The sequence below is a fragment of the Cupriavidus pauculus genome, from assembly GCF_022179805.1.
Taxonomy (GTDB): Bacteria; Pseudomonadota; Gammaproteobacteria; order Burkholderiales; family Burkholderiaceae; genus Cupriavidus; species Cupriavidus pauculus_E.
Genome location: NZ_BPUO01000021.1, coordinates 35,143 through 55,886, shown reverse-complemented (window position 1 = coordinate 55,886; position 20,744 = coordinate 35,143). Strand labels below are relative to the sequence as shown.

16 protein-coding genes are annotated in these 20,744 nt (G+C 63.4%); 9 read left to right on the top strand and 7 right to left on the bottom strand.

From position 1 onward, the window contains the following. Positions 1–186: 186 nt before the first annotated feature. Both MFF62_RS28270 and MFF62_RS28265 read right to left on the bottom strand, forming a co-directional pair. Positions 187–1,560 carry an ATP-binding protein gene (locus tag MFF62_RS28270; RefSeq protein WP_238266850.1) on the bottom strand — a complete coding sequence of 458 codons (1,374 nt, stop codon included), beginning with the start codon at positions 1,558–1,560 and terminating at the stop codon, positions 187–189. Beyond that, entirely contained in the window at positions 1,557–2,300 is a 744-nt protein-coding gene (locus MFF62_RS28265; protein ID WP_238266841.1) for a response regulator, read from the bottom strand. The genes MFF62_RS28270 and MFF62_RS28265 overlap by 4 nt, the downstream gene beginning before the upstream one ends. Positions 2,301–2,674: 374 nt before the next feature. On the opposite strand from MFF62_RS28265, the gene MFF62_RS28260 reads away from it, so the two are divergent. The 3 genes from MFF62_RS28260 (at position 2,675) to MFF62_RS28250 (ending at position 6,409) form a co-directional block, all read left to right on the top strand. Further along, complete coding sequence (locus MFF62_RS28260) at positions 2,675–3,124, top strand: Fur family transcriptional regulator (protein WP_238266835.1); 450 nt, start codon at positions 2,675–2,677, stop codon at positions 3,122–3,124. A gap of 102 nt (positions 3,125–3,226) precedes the next feature. Then, complete coding sequence (locus tag MFF62_RS28255; RefSeq protein ID WP_238266833.1) at positions 3,227–5,695, top strand: TonB-dependent siderophore receptor; 2,469 nt, start codon at positions 3,227–3,229, stop codon at positions 5,693–5,695. A gap of 3 nt (positions 5,696–5,698) precedes the next feature. Further along, positions 5,699–6,409, top strand: coding sequence for a hypothetical protein (locus tag MFF62_RS28250; protein ID WP_238266832.1), 711 nt, complete (start codon positions 5,699–5,701; stop codon positions 6,407–6,409). Positions 6,410–6,423: 14 nt separating this feature from the next. Here MFF62_RS28250 and MFF62_RS28245 read toward each other — a convergent pair whose 3' ends face one another. Further along, a complete protein-coding gene (locus tag MFF62_RS28245) occupies positions 6,424–6,933 on the bottom strand; it encodes a response regulator transcription factor (protein WP_238266830.1) in 510 nt (169 codons plus the stop codon). A 375-nt stretch (positions 6,934–7,308) separates the two neighbouring features. On the opposite strand from MFF62_RS28245, the gene MFF62_RS28240 reads away from it, so the two are divergent. The 5 genes from MFF62_RS28240 (at position 7,309) to MFF62_RS28220 (ending at position 14,221) form a co-directional block, all read left to right on the top strand. Next, positions 7,309–9,471: a TonB-dependent receptor gene (locus MFF62_RS28240; protein ID WP_238266828.1), complete on the top strand. Its 2,163-nt coding sequence runs from the start codon at positions 7,309–7,311 to the stop codon at positions 9,469–9,471. 7 nt (positions 9,472–9,478) lie between these two features. After that, positions 9,479–10,207, top strand: coding sequence for a DUF4198 domain-containing protein (locus MFF62_RS28235; RefSeq protein WP_238266827.1), 729 nt, complete (start codon positions 9,479–9,481; stop codon positions 10,205–10,207). A gap of 132 nt (positions 10,208–10,339) precedes the next feature. After that, positions 10,340–10,879 carry an RNA polymerase sigma factor gene (locus tag MFF62_RS28230; RefSeq protein WP_238266826.1) on the top strand — a complete coding sequence of 180 codons (540 nt, stop codon included), beginning with the start codon at positions 10,340–10,342 and terminating at the stop codon, positions 10,877–10,879. Then, positions 10,863–11,729, top strand: coding sequence for a FecR family protein (locus MFF62_RS28225; RefSeq protein WP_238266825.1), 867 nt, complete (start codon positions 10,863–10,865; stop codon positions 11,727–11,729). Before MFF62_RS28230 ends, MFF62_RS28225 begins: the two co-directional genes overlap by 17 nt. A gap of 179 nt (positions 11,730–11,908) precedes the next feature. Continuing rightward, entirely contained in the window at positions 11,909–14,221 is a 2,313-nt protein-coding gene (locus MFF62_RS28220) for a TonB-dependent siderophore receptor (RefSeq protein ID WP_238266820.1), read from the top strand. Between the two features lie 12 nt (positions 14,222–14,233). On the opposite strand, the gene MFF62_RS28215 is transcribed toward MFF62_RS28220, so the two are convergent. The 4 genes from MFF62_RS28215 to MFF62_RS28200 form a co-directional block, all read right to left on the bottom strand. After that, positions 14,234–16,639 (bottom strand): TonB-dependent receptor, encoded by a 2,406-nt coding sequence (locus MFF62_RS28215; RefSeq protein ID WP_238266810.1) that lies wholly within the window; start codon positions 16,637–16,639, stop codon positions 14,234–14,236. Between the two features lie 10 nt (positions 16,640–16,649). Then, positions 16,650–18,785, bottom strand: coding sequence for a TonB-dependent receptor (locus MFF62_RS28210; protein WP_238266801.1), 2,136 nt, complete (start codon positions 18,783–18,785; stop codon positions 16,650–16,652). Positions 18,786–18,993: 208 nt separating this feature from the next. Further along, positions 18,994–19,995, bottom strand: coding sequence for a FecR domain-containing protein (locus MFF62_RS28205; RefSeq protein WP_238266794.1), 1,002 nt, complete (start codon positions 19,993–19,995; stop codon positions 18,994–18,996). Positions 19,996–20,015: 20 nt separating this feature from the next. Then, positions 20,016–20,528 (bottom strand): sigma-70 family RNA polymerase sigma factor, encoded by a 513-nt coding sequence (locus MFF62_RS28200; protein ID WP_238266785.1) that lies wholly within the window; start codon positions 20,526–20,528, stop codon positions 20,016–20,018. An 18-nt stretch (positions 20,529–20,546) separates the two neighbouring features. On the opposite strand from MFF62_RS28200, the gene MFF62_RS28195 reads away from it, so the two are divergent. Further along, positions 20,547–20,687: a hypothetical protein gene (locus MFF62_RS28195; RefSeq protein ID WP_238266784.1), complete on the top strand. Its 141-nt coding sequence runs from the start codon at positions 20,547–20,549 to the stop codon at positions 20,685–20,687. Positions 20,688–20,744: the final 57 nt, after the last annotated feature.

Below are 20,744 nucleotides of genomic sequence, written 5' to 3'. Positions count from 1 at the left end.
CTTTCGGACATGACGCGAGCCGAGCCTTCCGCTGGACAAATGACACCCTCCCCGTCAAAGAGGCCTGCATTGCATATCGACGCGGCCGTTAAGGCGGCATCAGCACCCGTCAAAATACAAATGATTACTATTTGATGTTGTACGCGTTTGTTGAATTGTGGCGAATTGTTGCAACTGCCCCAGCGCTCAGGCTGGCAGCTCGATCACTGCCCGCAGCCCACCGGTTTCGCGGTTGTGGAGCGTGACGTCTCCGCCGTGCGCACGGATGGACGACCGGGCGATGGCCAGACCCAGGCCCAGCCCGCCTGTATTGGTACTGCGGGACGCGTCCAGCCGCGCAAAGGGCTCGAAAACCCGTTCGAGCTGATCGGGATCGATGCCCGGTCCGTTGTCCTCAATCACCACGCGTAGTGTCTTTTGGACGGCATCGGTCAGCACTTCGATACAGACATCGCCGTAGCGCGTGGCGTTCTCGATGATGTTGTGGATCCCGCGTTTCAGGTGAACCGGCCGGCAACGGTAGGACGTCGCCGGGTCCACGGCGGTCGTGAGCTTGACCTGCCGCCCCTGGAGAACCTGCAAGCCGACCAGTTCCTGGACGAGTTCGCCGAAATTCACGTTCTGCGTTGGCTCCTGCATGGCGTCGTCTCGCGCAAACTTCAGCGTTTCCTCGACCATAACGTTCATTTCATCGAGCGTCTGGACCATCGCGCGGCGCAGTTCGTCGTCTTCAATGAATTCGGTGCGAATCCGCAGGGATGTCAACGGGGTACGGAGGTCGTGCCCAAGCGCGGCAATCATCTGCGTCCGGCCATTCACGAAGCGCGTCAGGCTGGCCTGCATGTCGTTGAACGCTTTCGTGATCTCGCGCACGCCGCTCAGTCCATCCGGCGTCGGCAAGATGACCTGCTCGCCGCGACTCACGCGCCTGGACGCCGCGGTGAGGATCCTGAGCGGGCGCATGATCCGGCGGCCAAATAGCAAGGCAATGAGGGCGGTCGGCAAGATGCCGACGATCAGGGAAAAGCTCAGCACACGCGACCAGTGCGCGGGCATCATGGTCGGCCAGTGCCGGCTCAGCAGCCATTGGCCATTCGGCAGCCGGACCTCGATGTCCAACGCCCAGGCTTGCGCGCCCTTGAACGCTTGCTCAAGCCAGTTGGCGTTCCGGTGGATGTTCGGCTCCGGCTCCGCCTGTTGCAGTCGCACGTACACCGGCGTCCCCTGAGGCACGCGGAGCAATGACTGAATGCGCCCGGCAATCGCCGCCTCCTTCTCGTCGGTCTCCGATGACCTGGCCGACGGATTGGACGCCAGCCGGAAGATCGAGTCGGGCAGGCTGATGTCCTTGAGGACTTCCGGGGCTTCCGACGACCGCTCCGCAACGCGATAGGCAGAGAGCACCCGCGTCTCGATGGTACGAATCGACAAGGGATGGATGGTGGCGTTGTCCGCGCGCCACCAGGACATCGCCACGACGGCGATCACGTGGGCGGCCAGCAACGCCAGGAGCCACAGGGCGATCAGTTGCCCGGACAGACTGCGCGGAAACCATTTCATGCCGGCGCGACCATGACTTTGCTGGTCAGCAGGTAGCCGTCGCCGCGGACGGTCTTCAGCATCTCCGGGCGGCGGGGGTCCGGCTCCAGCTTCTTGCGCAGCCGGCTGATCTGGCTATCGATGCTGCGGTCGAACGTCACCGTCTCAGACCGTTGCGTCAGGTCGAGAATCCGGCTGCGGCTCATGACTCGGTTCGAGTTCTCCACCAGGGCGCGCAGCAGGTGAAACTCCGCCGTACTGAGCGGAACGTCCTCATTGCATGGATTACGCAATTCCCTCGACCGGGTATTAAACGTCCAGCCGCTGAATGTAAATTGATATTCCGTTTGCGCGGGCGAAGGTGCCGGCGTGGTTTCCACCGGTTCGATGATTCGATTGCGCCGCAGCACACTGCGAATTCGCGCTACCAGTTCGCGCGGATCGAAAGGCTTCACGACATAGTCGGACGCCCCAATTTCCAGCCCGATGATTCGGTCTGCCTGTTCCGTAACCGCCGTAAGCAGAATGACCGGTGTACCCACGTGCTCGGCCACATAACGGCATAGCGACAACCCATCTTCGCCAGGCAGCATCACGTCCAGCACGATCAGACTGAAGCGGCGCTCTTCCAGTCGTTGACGCATGGCTTTGCCGTCACCCACGGTTTCGACATCGAAATCGAAACGGCGCAGATAGGCGGCAAGAGGATCACGTATGTTGATGTGGTCATCGACGACCAGGATGCTCGAACGCAAGTCCATGCTGTTTGGGGCTACCTTCGGGGCGAAATACGAATCATTCTCGGGATTTTACCGTAAGAGACCCGCCTCCTGAGGGCCATTTGCCGTGCGAGCCGTGCCGCGCATGCAGTTCCCGCGCGGTAATCGCCGCGCCAATCGCCCCGATCCTCACGGTACAAAGGTACAAAGGCCCCGGTACAAATGTCCCAATCGGGCGGAATGCATCTTGTGCAGCATTCCAGCCCGGCCCTACCCTAGACTGCCGCCCGAATCGCCGCTGCCGTCCAAAGCGCCGTCCAAAGCGCCGTCGAAGGACGCGATTCGAATCTTGACCGAGGGACCATTATTGGGATTGTTAAATCCCGCTCGAACATATGGGAGCCATGATTTACCCAATGTCCAGCGAAGACAGCCAGTGGTCGTCCAGACTGCTGGAAAACAACTGGATCGCGAAGACTCCCGCCAAAATCGCGGTTCTGAATGCGCTGCACGGCAGCGCGAAACGCCATCTGAGCGCAGAGCAGCTTTGTGCCGTCATGCTGGATAATGGCGAACGGTCCGGATTATCTACCCTGAAGAACGCAATTTACGAACTGGCAAGCGCCGGAATATTGGCGCGCGTTCTGGTGCAGGAGAAAAACAATCGCACGCAAACGTTCTACGAACTCGCGGACCAGTCGTTCCATCGGCACCTGTATTGCATACGGTGTGGCACGCTCGACGAGGTCTTCGATGCCGAATTCGAGGATGTTCTGCTGAAGCATTATCGTGACCACGGCCTCCGGCCGGCCAACGTCGACCTGGCCATGGTGGGGATCTGCGCCAACTGCGCGACGCCCCGGTGAGTTGAGGCCGGCCAAGTTTTTTCAATTTGGGTGGTCTGTTCTGGATTCTCGCGTGACATAGCTAGTGAGACCTTCTCTCACGCCATGCCGTCAGATCCACGTATGCCCTCTTCCAGTCCTTCTTCCAGCCGCTTCCGTCGTACCCCGAAACTCGTTCCGCTCACGGTCCTTGCCGCAGCGGTCCAGATCCTCGGACTTGCCGCCGTCCCGGCCTTCGCGCAAGGCAACCCGCCGCACGTCGCGCCAGCCGCCCGCGCGTACGACATTCCCGCCGGCTCCCTGCAAACGGCGCTCAACCGTTTCGGCCGCGAATCGGGCATCCTGCTCGCCTTCACTCCCGAGCAAACGGCGAACCTGACCACCAACGGCCTGCGCGGCCAGTACACCGTGCAAGACGGCCTGGACAAGCTTCTGGAAGGCACGGGCCTGGGTGCCGTGCGCGACAACGGGAGCTATCTTCTTGTACGCAGGGAAACGACTGCCCAGGCCGCAACCGGACTCCTGGCGGGAGAATCGACCCTTCCACAGGTGACGGTAAGCGGCACGCGGCCCCCCGATAACTATCGCCCGCAGCCGAGCCCATCGACCCTTCGCTCGGATCTGCCGCTGCAGGACACGCCGCAGGTGGTCAACATCGTGCCGGCGCAGGTGCTGCAGGACCAGCGGCCCCGCAACCTGGACGATGCGCTGGGCAACGTCAGCGGCATCACCCAGGGCAATACGCTGGCCGGCACGCAGGACACCATCATGAAGCGCGGCTTCGGCGGCAACCGTGACGGCTCGATCATGCATAACGGCATGCCGCTGGTGCAAGGCCGCGGGTTCAACGCCAACGCCGAAAGCGTGGAAGTGGTGAAAGGCCCCGCGTCGCTGCTCTACGGCATCATGGACCCGGGCGGAGTGGTCAATGTCGTCAGCAAGGTCCCTGAACTGAAACCGCACACGGAACTGTCGCTTCGCGGCTCCACCTATGGCCACGGCAAGAACGGGGCCGGCGGGACTATCGACACGACCGGGGCGGTTGGCGATACGCCGCTTGCCTACCGGCTGGTGGCGGACTACACGGACGAACAGTACTGGCGCAATTTCGGCGTGCATCGCGAGACGCTGATTGCGCCGTCCGTGGCGTGGTATGGCAAGGACACCCAGGCGGTGCTGTCGTACGAATACCGGAAATTCCTCTACCCGTTCGACCGTGGCACGGCGCTGGACCCGCGCACCAATGAGCCGCTGCCGATTCCCAGCCGACGCCGGCTCGACGAATCGTTCAACGAGATGGGCGGCGAATCGCACCTCGCGCAGCTCTCGGTCGATCATCAGTTCAACCGCGACTGGAAGGGGCATTTCGGCTACAGCTACAACCGCGAGATCTACGACGCGGGCCAGCTTCGCGTGAACGGCGTGAATACCAACAATGGCACGCTGAGCCGCAGCAACGATGCCACGCACGGCGCGCTGAGCACCGACAGCTACGGCATTGCGTATGTCGACGGCAATCTCAACCTGGGTGGGATGCGCAACAACATCCAGCTCGGCATGGACAGCGAAAACCGGCTGATCTACCGCAAGGACCTGCTGCGCCAGGCCACCACGAGCACGTTCAGCTACCTGAATCCGATCTATGGCCTGGAGAAACCGTCCACGACGGTGTCGGCCAGCGACAGCGACCAGACCGATTCGCTGCACAACACCTCGGTGTTCCTGCAGGACAGCCTGTACCTGACCGACAAGTGGATTCTGGTGGGCGGTGTGCGCTATATGACGTGGAGCCAGGTGGCGGGCCGTGGTCGACCGTTTGTCACCAACACCGACATCTCGGGCAACAAATGGCTGCCACGGGCGGGCGTCGTCTACAAGGCAACGCCGGCCGTATCGGTCTACGCCAGCTACACCGAGTCGCTCAAGCCGACGTCTACCATTGCGCCACTGAGTTCCGGCGTGGTCATCGACTCCGCCGTGGCGCCGGAAGAAGCCAAGTCGTGGGAACTGGGCACCAAGCTGGACTTCATCGGCGGGCTGACCGGCACGTTCGCACTGTTCAACATCGACAAGAAGAACGTACTGGTTTCGCAGTACAACGACGTAACGAAGCTGACCGACTGGCGCACCTCCGGCAAGGCACGCTCGCGCGGTGCCGAGCTGGACGTGTCCGGGCAGATTGGCCAACGCTGGAACGTCATCGCGAGCTACGCCTATATCGATGCCAAGACGACCGAGGACCCGCTGTACGCCGGCAACCGGCTGTGGAACGTGGCGCAGCACACGGCGTCGCTGTCGGCCGTCTACGATTTCGGACAGATCTTTGGTGGCGACCGCTTCCGGCTGGGCGGCATGGTCCACTACGTCGGCAACCGGCCGGGCGACTCGGCCAATAGTTTCTCGCTGCCGGCTTATACGTTGTTCGATGCATTTGCCACGTACGAAACGCGCATCAGCGGCCAGAAGGTGCGATTCCAACTCAACGCGAAGAACCTCTTCAACCGCGTGTACTACCCGTCCAGCGCCAACCGGTACTTTGTTGCCGTGGGCGATGCCCGCCAGATTTCCCTGATCACCACGTTCGAGTTCTGACCAATGCGCAAGCCAACCCAAGCATGCCGCCGGACCCTGGCGGCCCTGATTGCGGCGGCAGCGGTCTGCGCCGCCCCCGCCAGTGCCGCCGATCGCAAGATCGCGCTGGTGACCCAGGCGGGAGGACCGAGCGCCGTCGTGGACCAGCGGGTCAAGGCACATCTGGAGTCACGCGGCTATCGCGTGGAGCTGTTCAACCAGGACATCGCGCCCGATGCCGTCGCGGACGTCGATTGCGTGATCCTGTCGTCGACGATATCGGCCAAGTCGATGAAGGGTGGATGGCGGCAGCTTGCCGTTCCCATCGTGACGTGGGAGAACGACTACCTCGACGATCTGGCAATGACCGGCAAGCGGCACGATACCGACTTCGGAGAGGCTGCGCGCAAGCGCTACGTCTGGCTTGTGAACGCCCCGCACCCGGCCGCAGCAGGGCTGGCGCCGGGCGTGGTGAACGTCTATCAGAAGCAAGCCGGCATGAGCTGGGGAAAGCCGGGACTCGGCGCGAGCACGATCGCCACGCTCTACGGGCAGCCGGACAAGGCGGCGGTCTTCACCTATGAGAGAGGGGCGACCATGGACTACGAGTCCATCGCGCCGGCACGACGCGTGATGTTCTTCCTGGGTAACGAGACGTTCACCAACCTGTCAGCCGAAGGCATGCGGCTGTTCGACGCCACGGTCGATTGGGCGGCGCAGCCAGCCCGGAAGTAAGCAGTTCGGCTCAGTCAGCGCGCAAGCTGAGGGCTCGGCGCTACCAGCAGGTCTTCCAGGAAATAGGCAGCCAGCTGGTGGCGCCCATTGAGCTTCGCCTTTGCGTACACATTGGCCGCATGCTGGCGGACTGTCTTGGCGCCGCACTCGCGCGCCTGGGCAATCTCTTCGAGCGAAAGCCCCTTCACCAGAAGCAGCGCCACGTCCTTTTCCGAAGGCGTCAGCCTCCAGGCATCGAACTGTTGCTGCATCGACTGCAGGAAATGCCGCGTCGATTCCTTGGATGCCTCGTCACGCTCGCTCACCGCCCGCTGGGCCGCCTCGGCCGACGCCTTGAGACTGGCGAATTCCCTTGCCGCACGGCGGCGCTCCCGAATCACGACATAAAGAATGGCGACAAACGCCAATGTCGCAAAGGCTTCCGTGATCACGTGGAAGTCGGCACCGCTATGGAATAGCTGGTACAGATCCCACGCCTGATATGCGGGAAAAACGATCAGCAGGAAGGCAAGTTTAGTGGGCATTGTCGCAAGCTTGGGGACGTTGGCGCCCCGTCGCCGTGCGTGTCGGCGCCCAAAGGCAGCCCAAAATGTAACTGATTCTCACTTAAGACGAAAGAGGTTCTGTGAGATCAGCCAACAATAAAAGCGCCTTTTATTTCACTTATGTCATACAGGACACATGTCCCGTGTTGCAAAAGTTCATCAGAATCCGCCCGGCAAATGGTCGGTTTCCACGGGACAAAGGTCAGGAAGTGCACTTGTCGGATTGTTGCTGCGAATGATTCCCATTAGGTTTCTTCTGACTGCCCCGCGCTGATTGAAGCGGGCCACCAGCCAGCATGCCGGCGCGTCGCGCGCCGTTGCACCCGAATTTCCGACCTCAACCGTCCTACTTCAATGTCCCGTCCTGCCCATCGCGGTCACGCGTCACGCCCTACTGTCATCGCCACCCTGGCGTCTGCCCTGATCGCGGGCTTGCCCGTCGCCGCACTGGCCCAGTCGAATCCTTCCGAGCAGACGCTGCCGGCCGTGACCGTCACCGGCGGCAAGACGCTGCCCGGCAACCCGAACGAGCGCACCACCACCGGCACCAAGACCGATACGCCGCTGCGCGACATCCCAGCCGCCATCACCGTGATTCCGGAAGATGTGTTGCGGGACCAGGGCGCGATCGACCTGAATTACGCCCTGCAGAACTCGGCCGGTGTGCAGCCCCAGCTTGCCGGTGGCTATGGCTTTGCCAACAACTACACGATCCGCGGCCTGGCCATGCGCTTCCTGCGCGACGGCTACCTCGATGGCCCGAGCCAGAACGGCTACTACCGCACGATGTATGACGTGGACCGCATCGAAGTGCTCAAGGGCCCGGGCTCCGCGCTCTATGGGTCCGGCCAGCCGGGCGGCACGGTGAACATCGTCACCAAGCCGCCGCTGTCGAAGTTCAGCGCCGAGGTTGGCGCCTTTGGCGGCAGCTTCGGCACCTGGGGCACCTACGTGGACGTGGGCGGACCGGTCAGCTCGCAGGTCAGCACCCGCCTGATCGCCGACTACGAGAAGAGCGACGGCTACCGTGGCCTGGGCCGCGACATCCGCGAAGTCTCCCCGTCGTTCAGCTGGGCCTACGACACCAACAAGACGCTGTCGATCGACTACGACCACCGCGACATCAACATCGTCCCGGACAACTACGGCATCATCTTCAACAACCAGGGCAAGATCGCCGGCGCGCCGCGCGACGCGCGCTACTACAGCCCGTTCAACGACACCCGCCAGCTCATCGACCGCGTCACCGTCAGCCACGACTGGCGCCTCGACCCGTCGCTGACCATGCGGACGGCGTTCATCTACGACGAACGCTCGCTCAACATGACCCGCAATGCCGGCGGCAACGGCGGCAATGCGCAGAACCAGATGACGGGCCGCAACGCACGGACCCAGCTCGACGACGGCCACTTCATCCTGGCCCAGAACGAGCTGGTCTGGAAAACCCGCACCGGCCCGGTCGACCACACCGTGCTGTTCGGCCTGGAGTACTCGGACACCCACATCAACACGGTGCGCACGGGCTACAACCTGCCCAACATCCTCGACATCAACGCCCCGATCGTCCCCGAAACGACGCTGGCCGGCATTCCGGCCGTGCCCGCCCAGGGGTTCAACCGCGTGCTCAAGCAGGAAGACTTTGGCGTCTACCTGCAGGACCAGCTGGCCTTTGGCGAGCACTTCAAGCTGCGCGGCGCGGTGCGTAACGATAACGTCAAGTTCAGCGACGTCGGCACGCAGGGCACGGCCTTCCGTTCGATCGGCGATACCCAGAACCTGACCTCCGGCTCGCTCGGCGGTGTCTGGCAGCCCACGCGCGCGCTGTCGTTCTACGCGGGCGTTTCGACCAGCAAGTTCATCAACGTTTCGACGGAACCGGCGGCGCTGTCGACCGAACCCGAAAAGGCCCTGCAGAAGGAAATCGGCGTCAAGGCCGAATTCCTGGAAGGCAAGCTGAACACGAATGTGTCGCTGTTCGAAACCACGCGCAAGAACTACTACATCACGCTGCCGGGCGCACTGAGCCCGACGCCCGATGGCCGCGACAAGAGCCGTGGCGTGGAACTGGAGCTGTCTGCCCTGCCGATGCCGGGCTGGACCATCCTGGCCAACTTCGTGCTGCAGAACGTGGAAGTCGAATCGAACGCGCTGGCGTCCAACGCCATCATGGGCGTGAACAACCGCAGCATCGCCGGCACGCGTCCGGCCGGCGTGGCCCGCACCGGCGGCCGCATCTGGACCACCTACGACTTCCAGCAGCAGGCGCTGCATGGCTGGGGCGTGGGCCTGGGCCTGACCTACAAGGGCGACAGCTACGCCGATACGCTGAACCTGTACCAGGTGCCGTCGTATGTGGTGCTCGATGCCGCGATCTACTATCGCCAGAAGAAGTTCGACGTGACGCTGAACCTGCGCAACCTGACCGACAAGACCTACTACGTCTCGCCGACGTTCTCGGGCGCCCTGCCCGGCGACAAGCGCAGCGCGATGCTGACGGCCCGTTATCGCTTCCAGTGAGGACACCATGAAACGTCACACCTTTCTGTCGCGCCTTGCCCTGGTGCTGGCTGTCCTGGCCCCAGCCGCGGCGCAAGCCCACTACCTCTGGCTGGAACAGGACAAGGCCGGCGGACATCTCTACTTTGGCGAGTACGAGGAGATGCTGCGTGAGCGCTCGCCTGGCCGCCTCGACGAGATGCCGGCGCCCGTCATCCGTAGCGTGAACAGCGCCGGCCAGGCAAGCGACATCCAGGCCAAGCGCGAAGCTGGCGGATTCGCGTTCGCGGCACCGGCACGTGGCACGGCCGTCGTGGCGACCGAAGCTGCCTACGAGGTCAAGGACTGGACCCGCGCCGGTATCGGCATCGTCAAGCCCATGTTCTATGCGCGCTTTATCGGTGCGACGGTTCAGCCCGATGCACAAGCCATGACGCTCGACATCCTGCCCACCGGCAAGCGCGGCGAATACCGCGTGGTGTTCCAGGGCGCGCCGCTTGCCAGCACGGACGTACGCATCATCGCGCCCAATGCCTGGACCCGTGAGGCCACGACCGGCAAGGACGGCCTGGTGCACTTCGAATTCCCGTGGCACGGCCAGTACATCCTGCACGTGGTGCATCTGGAGAAGACCCCGGGACAGTTCAACGGGGTGGCCTATACGGCCCTGCGTCATCGCATGACCGCCACCGTCAACGTCGCGCAAGGTCCGGCCACCCAGGTGCCGACCCAATGGGGATCGTCGCAGCCTCATTGATGAGTAGTGCCGACGCGGCTCCGGCCTTTCTGGTCAACCCGCCGCGTCGGGCCTGCAGATGTTGATGGCGACGTACCCAAGCCAGCCTGCTCCGCACCCGTGACGCCACTTCCCGAGAACCAGACCTTGCTGATGACGCTGGTCCGACACTACGAGGACCTGGTCGATCACGTGCGCCGCCGCTTCTCGGGTCGCGCGTTCGCGCGGGACGTCGTGCATGACCTTTGCCTGCAACTGCTGGAGCGCCCCAGCCGGACAACGGCACGTCAACCGTTGGCGCTACTCCGTCGCGCGTCGCTCTATCGCGCCATCGACCGCGTGCGTGCGGAGGCCGGCCACGCCAGCATCGTCGCGGAAGCCGGCACGCACCATGCCGACGTCATCCACACGATCAGCCCGCAGGAACAGATCCTCTGGCGCCAGCAGTTCGATCTCATTCGCCGGGCCATCGACGCCTTGCCGCCCCGGTGCCAGCAGGTCTTTCTGCTTCACAGACTTCATGACATGCCCCAGGCCGACATTGCCGATGCGCTGGGTATTTCAAGGAACATGGTCGCCCGCCACGTCATGCGCGCGATGGCTACCTTGCGCCCCTTGCTGGATTTCGGCGTGACACCGCAGCAGGCATCCGCCACCGCGCCAACGGATTGTGCCGATGAAGAACCGCGTTGATCCGCCCGGGTCGCCCCGGCACCCCACCAAATCCAGCGATCCCCTGGCGTCGTTCAAGGAAGCGCTCATCGGGCATTACCCGAGCAAGGATGCATTGCTCAAGCAGGCGCGCGCCGATGGCCAGCGTCGGCGCAGGCGTGCCGCTGGGACCACGGTCGCCGCCATCTGCGCGGTGACTGCCGCGTTGTGGACACTGGACCCGGCATGGCAGTCGACCCAGATTGCCACGCGCATCGGCGAACGAACGACCTGGACGCTCCGCGACGGCTCGACCATCCAGCTCAATACCAATTCTGTGGCTGTCGTGGAAAACCACTTGCGCAGCCAGCGCATCCGCCTGGAGCAGGGAGAGGCCCGTTTCACGGTCTCGCACGGATGGCGCAAGTTCATCGTGCAAGCCGGCAATACGACCGTCCTCGATATCGGCACGGTGTTCAATGTTCGCCGCCACCCGGATGACCCGGCTCGCGCCGTCGACGTTTCGGTGCTGGAGGACGAGGTGGCCGTATCCACCACCAGCGTTCCGCAAGCGCAGCCGCTGCTGGCAGGCCGGGCCGTCGCCGTCACCGCCGATGGCGCCATGGCCGAGCGCGCCGCACACGCCGACAGTGCGGCATGGGCCAACGGCCGCCTGGTGTTGGACGGTACGCCATTGCGGCAGTTGGTGGCCGAGCTTCAGCGCTACAGGACGGCACCGATACGGATGCGCGACGACGACATCGGCGCCCTGCGGCTGTCCGGCGACTTCGACATCAGCCGACTTGAGCCCTTCATCGACACGCTGCCGGTCATCCTTCCCGTCGCGGTGACGCGACTCGCCGATGGCACGATCACCATCTCGAAGCGATAGCAGAATTATTTCGTAACCGACATCAACATCGCCGTGGCGACAGACGCCAACCCCTGAGCTACCCGATTCGGGTGCTTCCAAGAACCAGCATTACAGGGGAAATCGTGATTTCAGGTATTTTCAGCGCCCGGGGAGCCGGGCTTGGCTCGTGCGCACTGAGACTGGTGGCCGCCGCGTCAATGGCAGTCGTCGCCACCCATGCCATCGCGCAAAGCCAGGCCTACGACATCAACATTCCGGCGCAGCCGCTGGATCAGGCCCTCCGCGCACTGCAGCGTCAATCGGGGGCACATATCGTCTACGCGACGGACGTGGCTCAGCAGCGCCAGGCGCCTGCCGTGAACGGCAAGCTCTCCGTACCCGATGCACTGGACAAGCTGCTGGTGGGTAGCGGCATGGCTGCACGCAACGTAGGCGGCCAGTCGTACGCCATCGGCGCCCCGGAGGCGACCACCACCCCGCCCGCCTCCGCCCCCAAGAGTTCGGAAGCGATACTCCCGACCGTCGAAGTACAGGGCAGCCGCCCGGCATTGTTCGCCAGCCCCGGCATCAACATGGGCGCGCTCGGCGAGCGGCAACCGGAAGAGGTGCCCTTCTCCGTGCAGTCCTACAACGCCGAACTGATGAACAGCCAGGACGCAAGAACGTTGATGGACGTGCTCAAGAACGACCCGTCGATCCAGGACGCGACCCAGGCAGGCGCCTACGAAACCGTGCGGATTCGCGGCTTCTTCGTGGACTGGACCAACACGATCCGGCGGGACGGCATGTCGGTCGCCCCGTACTACGAAATTCCGCTTGAAAACATCGAGCAGATCGACGTTCTGAAAGGCCCGTCCGGCTTCCTCTACGGCATCAACTCGCCCGGCGGCACCATCAACTACGTTATCAAGCGTCCGACCCGCGACCGCTTTGCCAGCGTCAAGACCGGCATTCGCGACCACGACGGCTACTACGCCAGCGCGGACATCGGCGGCCCGCTGGGGGATGGCCGCTTCGGCTACCGGTTCAATGTCGCAGGCGAAAAGCTGGGCAACTTCGGGCACAACGGCGATACGTCGCGCACCTTCATCGCGGGTGCATTCGACTGGGCCATCACGCCCCAGGCGTTGCTGCAGTTGAATTTCGACTATCAGAACCGGAAGATCGCCGCGCAACCTGCCATCGGGCCCTATCCCGACGGCACACTGCCTTCGCCGGTCAATCCCCGGATTCTGCTTGGCCAGCCCTGGCTGCAGTACGAGACCAAGACCTACAACATTGGCGCGGATTTCAACTACCGCTTCAATGACAACTGGAAGGTCACCAGCCGCGTGGCCCAGTCCTACAACGCCCGGGTGGCGGCGTTTCCGGACATCTACAACGTGGCGCGGAACGGCGACATCCTTTCTGGCGACATCTACCTGAACCCGGACCAGAACTTCCGGGTGCTGTCCACCGACACGTACGTCACCGGCCAATTCAAGACCGGACCGATTGGACACCAGCTTGTGGCAGGCGTCTCGACGCGTCACTTCGAGGCGGTCGAATCGGGCTTCACGGTGCTGGACACGACGGTCGGCAATATCTACCAACCCGTCTACTCGCCGGCGCCGTCCAATCTCACGTTCCCGAAACACAACACCTCGAAGAACTTCCAGCCGAGCGTGTTCGTGAGTGATGTGATCTCGCTGACGCCGAAGTGGGACGTGCTGCTCGGCCTGCGCCGTATCCGCTACAAGAACGACAGTTACCCGGCATCGGGCAAGAACACGACGCAGGAAGCCAGCGTCAACGCGCCATCCTTTGCACTGACCTTCAAGCCGCTGCCCAGCCTGTCGACCTATGTCAGCTATGCGGAAGGCTTCGAGCAGCTGGGACCGGCCGGCTACGACACCAATAACGCGGGCGAAAACCTTGCGCCGCTCAAGACCAAGCAGTATGAGTTTGGTGTCAAGTCACGCGTGAACGACAATCTGCTGCTGACCGGTGCAATCTTCCGTCTGGAGAAGACGCTGCAGTACGTCAATTCGGATCACTTCACGGTGCAGGGCGGCACGCAGCGTCACCAGGGGCTGGAGCTGACGGCAAACGGACGAATTGGCAGCGGACTGTCGATCGTGAGCGGACTCGCCTTCCTTCATACCGAAGCCGACAACCCCGGCGATCCGTCCGTGGCAGGCAAGCGCATCGCCGACGTGCCGAACTTCCAGGCGAGTACGTACCTGGACTACCGAATCGCCGCCCTCCCGGGCCTGAGCGTCAATGGCGGCGTGTACTACGTGGGTCGTCGCGCACTGAATGCCCAGAACACGAGCTGGATGTCGGGCTATACCCGCTTTGACGCAGGCGTCCGTTACACGACGAAGATCGCCAGCTACCGCACGACGTTCGCGCTGACGGTCCAGAACCTGACGGACAAACGCTACTGGGCAGCGGGTGATCCGAGCATCAATGGTGCTTGGCCTGGCCGGCCGCGTACGGTCTGGCTGTCGGCGCAGTTCGACATGTAACCCGCTGCTCGCTTAGAAGCCAATCGATACGGACGCCAACACTGTGCGCGGGTCGGCCTGGGCCAACCCGCCATAGGCGTCCACCGCCACCCAGCCCGACCGGTTCAGTACGTTCCGGATGGCGAGGCGCAGCGTTGCGGGATATTGGCCGTCAGTCAGGCGATAGCGCACGCCGAGATCCCAACGCGTCCAGGACGGAATGCGTTGGGTGTTCGATGCATCTACATACTGCGCGCCGGTGAAGACCAGGTTGCTGGAGAGCGTCAGGCCAGATACCCAGCGCGGGTCCCACTCTCCTCCGAGGTTGGCTTGCCAGGACGGCACGCCAATCGGTGTCTTCCCTGAAAACGCGGAACTGCCGGATATCGTGGCATCAATCCACATCGCACTGGCGTTCACGCGAACGCCGGGGACGATTTCCTCACGCACCCCGAACTCAATCCCGCGATTGCGCTGCTCGCCGTCAGCGGAAAAGCGCGACCCGTTCATCACGCCGCTGATCTTGCCGATCTGAAACGCACTGAGGCTGGCCGCCGTCGTCCCGCTAGCGAACTTCACGCCGACTTCATACTGGGTGGAGCGATACGGGGCCAGGACCTCGCCCGCGTTTGAGGCGTTGGTCGGTGCGGTTTCCCCTTTGCTCAGCCCTTCCACGCGATTTGCATAGAGGGAGATCGCCTGGCTCGGTCTGAACACGATGCCCAGCATCGGAGACACAGCGCCCTTGTCGTAGTGGGCGATAACTGTGCCGTCCGGATCGAAATTATCGGAACGAATCCGTTGAAAGCGCAGCCCTGCCGTGAACCGCACGGCGTCGTCCATGGCGGTCACGGTATCCACCACCGACAGCCCCGACAGATAGGTCGCGGAGACCTTCGGTACGCTCGCCGGCTCGGGAATGGTCTGGGACGGCAACGCCACGGGGCGGAAGAGGTTGGTGATGGACGTCACATCGGAGTTCACCAGGCCGCGATTGAGCTGGTCGCGATAGCCGCTCACGGACAAAGCCAGCCGGTGCTTCAATGGCCCGGTACCGAAATCCCAGCGCGCCCCGGCTTCCGCGCTGGCTCGCGCAACCTCGAAACGGTAGTTGGTATCGAACACCGACACGTCCCCGGCTTCGTTGATGATCGTCGGCGTGATGGCAAACACGCGCGCCACGCGCGTTTGCCCGCCGCCAACGTGCGCAAACAGTTGCACGCGCTCATTGACGTCGTAAGCCACACGCGCCAGCGCCGAACCGTCATTGATCCTTGAGGATTCCCACGATTGCGAGATGTTTCGATGCCCATCCGGGGCCTCGGGCACGGCGATGCCGGGGACGATGTGCACCAGCCGGAATGGCGCCGATATCGTCTCGTGCTGGCCGATGATGTCCAGGCTTGCCTGGAGACGGCTATCGCGATAGTCCAGCGACAAGGCGCCGGATCCGGCGTTGCGATGCTGATTGTCCAGGCCGGTGTCCCCGGCCCGATATCCGCCGTTGAACCGCACCCCGAATGCCCGGTCGCCGCCGAATCGCCGGCTCACATCCACGGATGTACCAACCTGCGCAACAGAGCCGTAGTCCACGCCGAACTCGGTGACGTCATCGACGCCCGCCCGCTTCGGCACGATATTGATGGCGCCGCCAAGACTGCCTACCGGCGACATGCCGTACAGCAGCGTCGTCGGCCCCTTGATCAACTCGATACGCTCGACGTACCCCGTCGCAACGCGATAGTTGGAGGCGACGCCATAGACGCCGTCGAACGCAATCTCGCCGAAATTTCCATTGCTGTAGGGGAGCCCGCGAATCGTGAACGCATCGAGAATGCCGCCGGGCTTGCTGACGGACCTTACCGACGCGTCGTTTTCCACGACGTCCGCCACGCTGTATGCCTGACTATCCTTGATGGCCTCGGCATCGAAGCGCCTGGTGCTAAGCGGGGCGTCCATGCCATCCACGTTCCCGAGGATGCCAAGGTTCGCCCGGCCGAACGGTGTGTCCGTGCCGGTCGAGCCTAGATACCGGCTGGCACGGCCCGTCACGATCACCATCGGCAACGTCTGCGGCACCTCCGCACGCTCGCCGGCAAGCGAGCGGTGGCGAATGAGATAGCCACCATCGCGCATGTCCACCACCTGGTACTCGGTGCCGTCGAGCAGCTTGCGAATGCCGTCCAGGACGGCATAACGCCCCGTCAATCCGGTGCTTTGATGCCGCCGCAATGCATCGGCGTCAAACACCAGGTCGATCTTCGACGCGGTCGCAAACCGTATCAGCACTTGGTCCAGCGGCCCGGCCGGAATCGAATACTGGTGTACCGCCACTGCCGCCCCTTGCATCGGGTCGGCAGCGCGGCAATCCTGAGCGCCCATGGCAATGACCATCGCGGAAACAATCCACTGCAATACCCGGCGATGGCGCATCAGCATGGAACCCGCATCAGAAGTCGACCGTCACGGAGCCAAGGAAGGTCCGGGGCGCACCCTGGGAAATGGTGCTGTACGACGCCACGCCACCCCAGTAGTTCTTGTCGAAGGCATTGATGACCGTGGCGCGGAACGTGGTCGCCTTGCCCGCGACCTTGGTCCGATAGCGCGCACCGATATCAAAGGTGGTCCAGGACGGTACCGACTGCGTGTTGGCCTGATTCACGTAGATGCGATCCGTGTAGTTGACCGCGCCGGTCAGGGTCAGGCCCTGCAGCCACGGCAGGTCCCACTCCGCGCCAAGGTTGGCCATGATGGTGGGCACGCCAACCGGACGATTCCCCTGGGTTGCAGCACTGTTGGTCTTCGTCAGCTTGCCGTCGATCCACGTCACCCCGCCCAGCAGGCGCACGCGGCGGACCACTTCGCCCGACACGGTCAGTTCCAGACCCTGATTGCGCTGCTCGCTGTCAACGGCGTAGACGGTACCGAACAACTGGCCGCTCGGCTTGGTCATCCGGAACGCGGCCAGCGTCGCCATGAGCGAACCGGAGTCAACCTTGACGCCCACCTCCTGCTGCTTCGTCTTGTACGGGGCAAAGACCTGGCCGGCATTCGAAGCGGTGGCCGGCGCAATGTCCCCCTTGCTCAGTCCTTCCACATAGTTGGCGTACAGCGACACGTTTTGCCACGGCTTGAAGACGATGCCCGCCAGCGGCGTGACGGCGTTTTCGTCGTAGGACGAGGACTTCGCGCCCGTCGCGGTGTTGTAGTTGTTCGACTCGACCTGCTGGTAACGCAAACCCAGGGTCAGCGCCACGCGGTCATCGAGCGTGCTCAGGGTATCGACAAGCGCCGCGCCCGACAGCGTCGAATCCGAGACCTTCGGCACATACTTCGGCGGCGCGATCGACTGCTCGGGGCGTACCACCGGATTGTAGATGTTCGACTGGACGGGCGTGCCCGCGACGTTCGCGTTGGCAATGCGATCCGAGTAGAAATTGCCCTGCAGCGCCAGCGCGTGCTTGATGGGCCCGGTGTCGAATTTCGCGCGCACACCGGTGTCGAACGACATCCGGTTCACCTGAAATTTCCAGTTCTGCACCGCAGTCGACGTATCGCCGGCCGCGTTGAGAATGGTCGGCGTCTGGTCGGAAAGCCGCGCAACGTCCGAACGCGTCCCGCCCGCATCGGCATAGACCGTCACGTTGTCGGCAATGTCGTACTCGACACGCGCCAGAGTCGATACGTCATTGGACTTCCACCATCCCCACGGCTGGGTGGTGTTGCGCCGCCCGTCCGGTGCGGTCGGCACGTTGATGCCGGCCGCTACCAGGAACGGACGTGTCGGCGCGTCGATCCACTGATACTGCTCGATCAGGTCAAGCGATGCGCGCAGACGGTCGCCGCGATAGTCGAGCGAGACCGCCGCCACTTCGCTACGCGACTTCTGGTTGTCCAGCGGCGTTCCCCCCTGGCGATGCAGCCCGTTGAAGCGAACGCCCCACTCCTTGTCCTTGCCCCAGCGACGGCTCACGTCCACGGCGCCGCCCACCTGTGCATCGGAGCCGTAGTCGAGCGTGAAGCGCGTCAGGTCAGTGTCCCCCGCCCGCTTGGGCACCAGGTTCACCACACCGCCTACCCCGCTGTTCGGCGACATCCCGTAGAGCATGGCGGCCGGGCCCTTGAGGACCTCCACGCGCTCGATGTATTCCGGGAACAGGTGGTAGTTCGGCGACACACCGTACACGCCATCGAAGGCAACTTCCGAGAGGTTGCCTTCATTGATCGGGAAGCCACGAATCATGAACGAGTCGGTGACGCCACCGGTCTGGCCAGTGAATCGAACCGACGGATCGGCGTTCAGCACATCAGCCAGGGTCACGGCCTGCTGATCCTCGATGCGCTGGGCGGTGTAGCTGCTCGTGGAAAACGGCGTATCCATGTTGCCGCGATTGCCCAGCAGGCCAAGCCGGCCACCGCGTGCGGTTTGCCCGCCCGCGTAGGCGGCGGGGAGTTCGGTCGCATCATTCGTGGCCACGCCGCTTACCGTGACCGTGGGGAGCGTGGTTTCCGGCCCCGGTGCAGTGGGGGTCTGGGCGAAGGCGTTGCAGGTGACCGCGCCCGAGCCGACTGCCAGGCACAACATGGCCTGATGCAGTGCGGCAGTGATGGGACGCAGGGGAAGTCGGCATGAGATTTCGGTGCGGAGCGAGGAAGGCTGGCGACGGGATTGCGGTAACGACATGGTTCTCGATAGTCCAAGGCAGGTTGAAGGGTGTTCCTTCAATCCAAGCCGGACAGTCGCCCCCAATCCCCTCAATTCTCATCGCACTAATTTGTAACAAGGCAGTGGCCTAACCTCGGGCCGCCGGTCCCACCCGCACCCAGTAGCGGCTGAAATACGAAATCCGGATAGGCAGCGCCTTCTCCAGGAAGCGCAGGGTGCGATCCGTGTCGTCGATCCGGTAAGTGCCGGACAGCGTCAGGTCCGCTACCGCCGGGTCGCAATCGATGCGCCCATGCCGATAGCGGCCGAGTTCAGCCAGCACATCGCCCAGGCGCATATTGCTGCCCGACAGCAAGCCGTCGGCCCAACTATCCTGCGACATGCCCGCGTTTGCGCTCTCCGAACTGGAAACGCGGTCCATCTGCCACGACGTCCCCGCCTTGGCAACCGATGAGGTGATATCACGCTCTGCGTGCAGGGCGACCGCGCCCTCCTGGACGCTCACCCGGGCGGAATCGTCCTGGAGTCGCACGACAAAGCGCGTGCCCAGGGCGCGCATCGTCCCGAATGGCGTGCGCACCTGGAACGGGCGGCGCATCGCATGGGCGGCAAATCGCTCGTCATGACCGGTGGTGACCAGAATCTCTCCGCGTCGTAGCACGAGATCGCGCCGCTCGTCATTGAAGCGGATGTCGACCGCAGAGTCGGTATTGAGGACGACGACCGTGCCATCGTCCAGCACCAGCCGGCGCTGCCTGCCCACGCCGGTACTGACTTCCGCGAGCCAGCGCTCCCACGGCGCTTGGTGGTATGCGGTTGACAACCCAAGCACCGATACCCCGCCGAACGCCAGGACCTTGATGGCTTGCCGGCGTCCGGCTCGGCGACGGCCGCGTATGGCATCCGCGTTCCGCATCGTCTCCAGCGCCAGCGTTGAAGGCACGCTCGGAAATCCATCGCGCAACGACCTGACCCGCTGCCAGGCGAGCTTGTGCCGGGGGTCGGCGCCTTCCCAGGCCAGGAATCGGCGGCGCATCTCGTCGGTCGGCTCATTGAACAGCAGGCGGACGGCCCAGTCGATGGCCTCGTCGACAATGCTGGACGGTAGATCTACGTGAGGATTGGACATGGCTCGGCAGGCTGACCCGATCACCCGTTGGCAAACTGAAGCTCATAGCATCGGCGCATTGCCTGCGCGATGTATCGCTCCACGGTGGCCAGCGACATGCCGATATGCTTGGCAATCTGCGGGCATGTCAGGCCGTCGAGCTGCGCGAGCAGGAACGCCGTGCGGGCGCGCGGCTTCAGGGTGTCCAGCATCCGGTCGATTTCCATGAGCGTCTGCAGGAAGTGCAGCCGGCTCTCCGGCGATGGCGCATGGGCCTCCGGCAGATGGGCAAGCGTCTCCAGCCACGCGAGTTCCAGCTCCCTGCGCCGCCAGAAATCGATCACCAGACCATTGGCGATGGTGCCCAGGTAGGTGCGCGGCTCGCGGATCTCGGCCACTTTCCGGTGAAGCACACGCACGAAGACGTCCTGCGCCAGATCGGCCGCATCGCATGCGTTCCCGATTTTTCGCAGCAGCCAGCCCTTGAGCCAGTCGTGATGACGACTGTAGAGCGCGTCGACCTGAGACCGCGTCGACGGATCGACGGCCGTCATCGAGCGGACTCCGCCGCCATGACGGATGCCGAAACCGGGAATGTGACGCGAACGATCGCCATCTGGGAAAACTCTGGCGCAGCCTGGAACATGGGAAGTGATGTGAATCGTGTGCCGCTTTCCTCACTGCAAGGCGTGCATTCACGGGCGCAACTGTAACTGATTCTCACTTACTTATATAGAGGCCGATGCTGGCGCGCCACACAAGCCACGAAC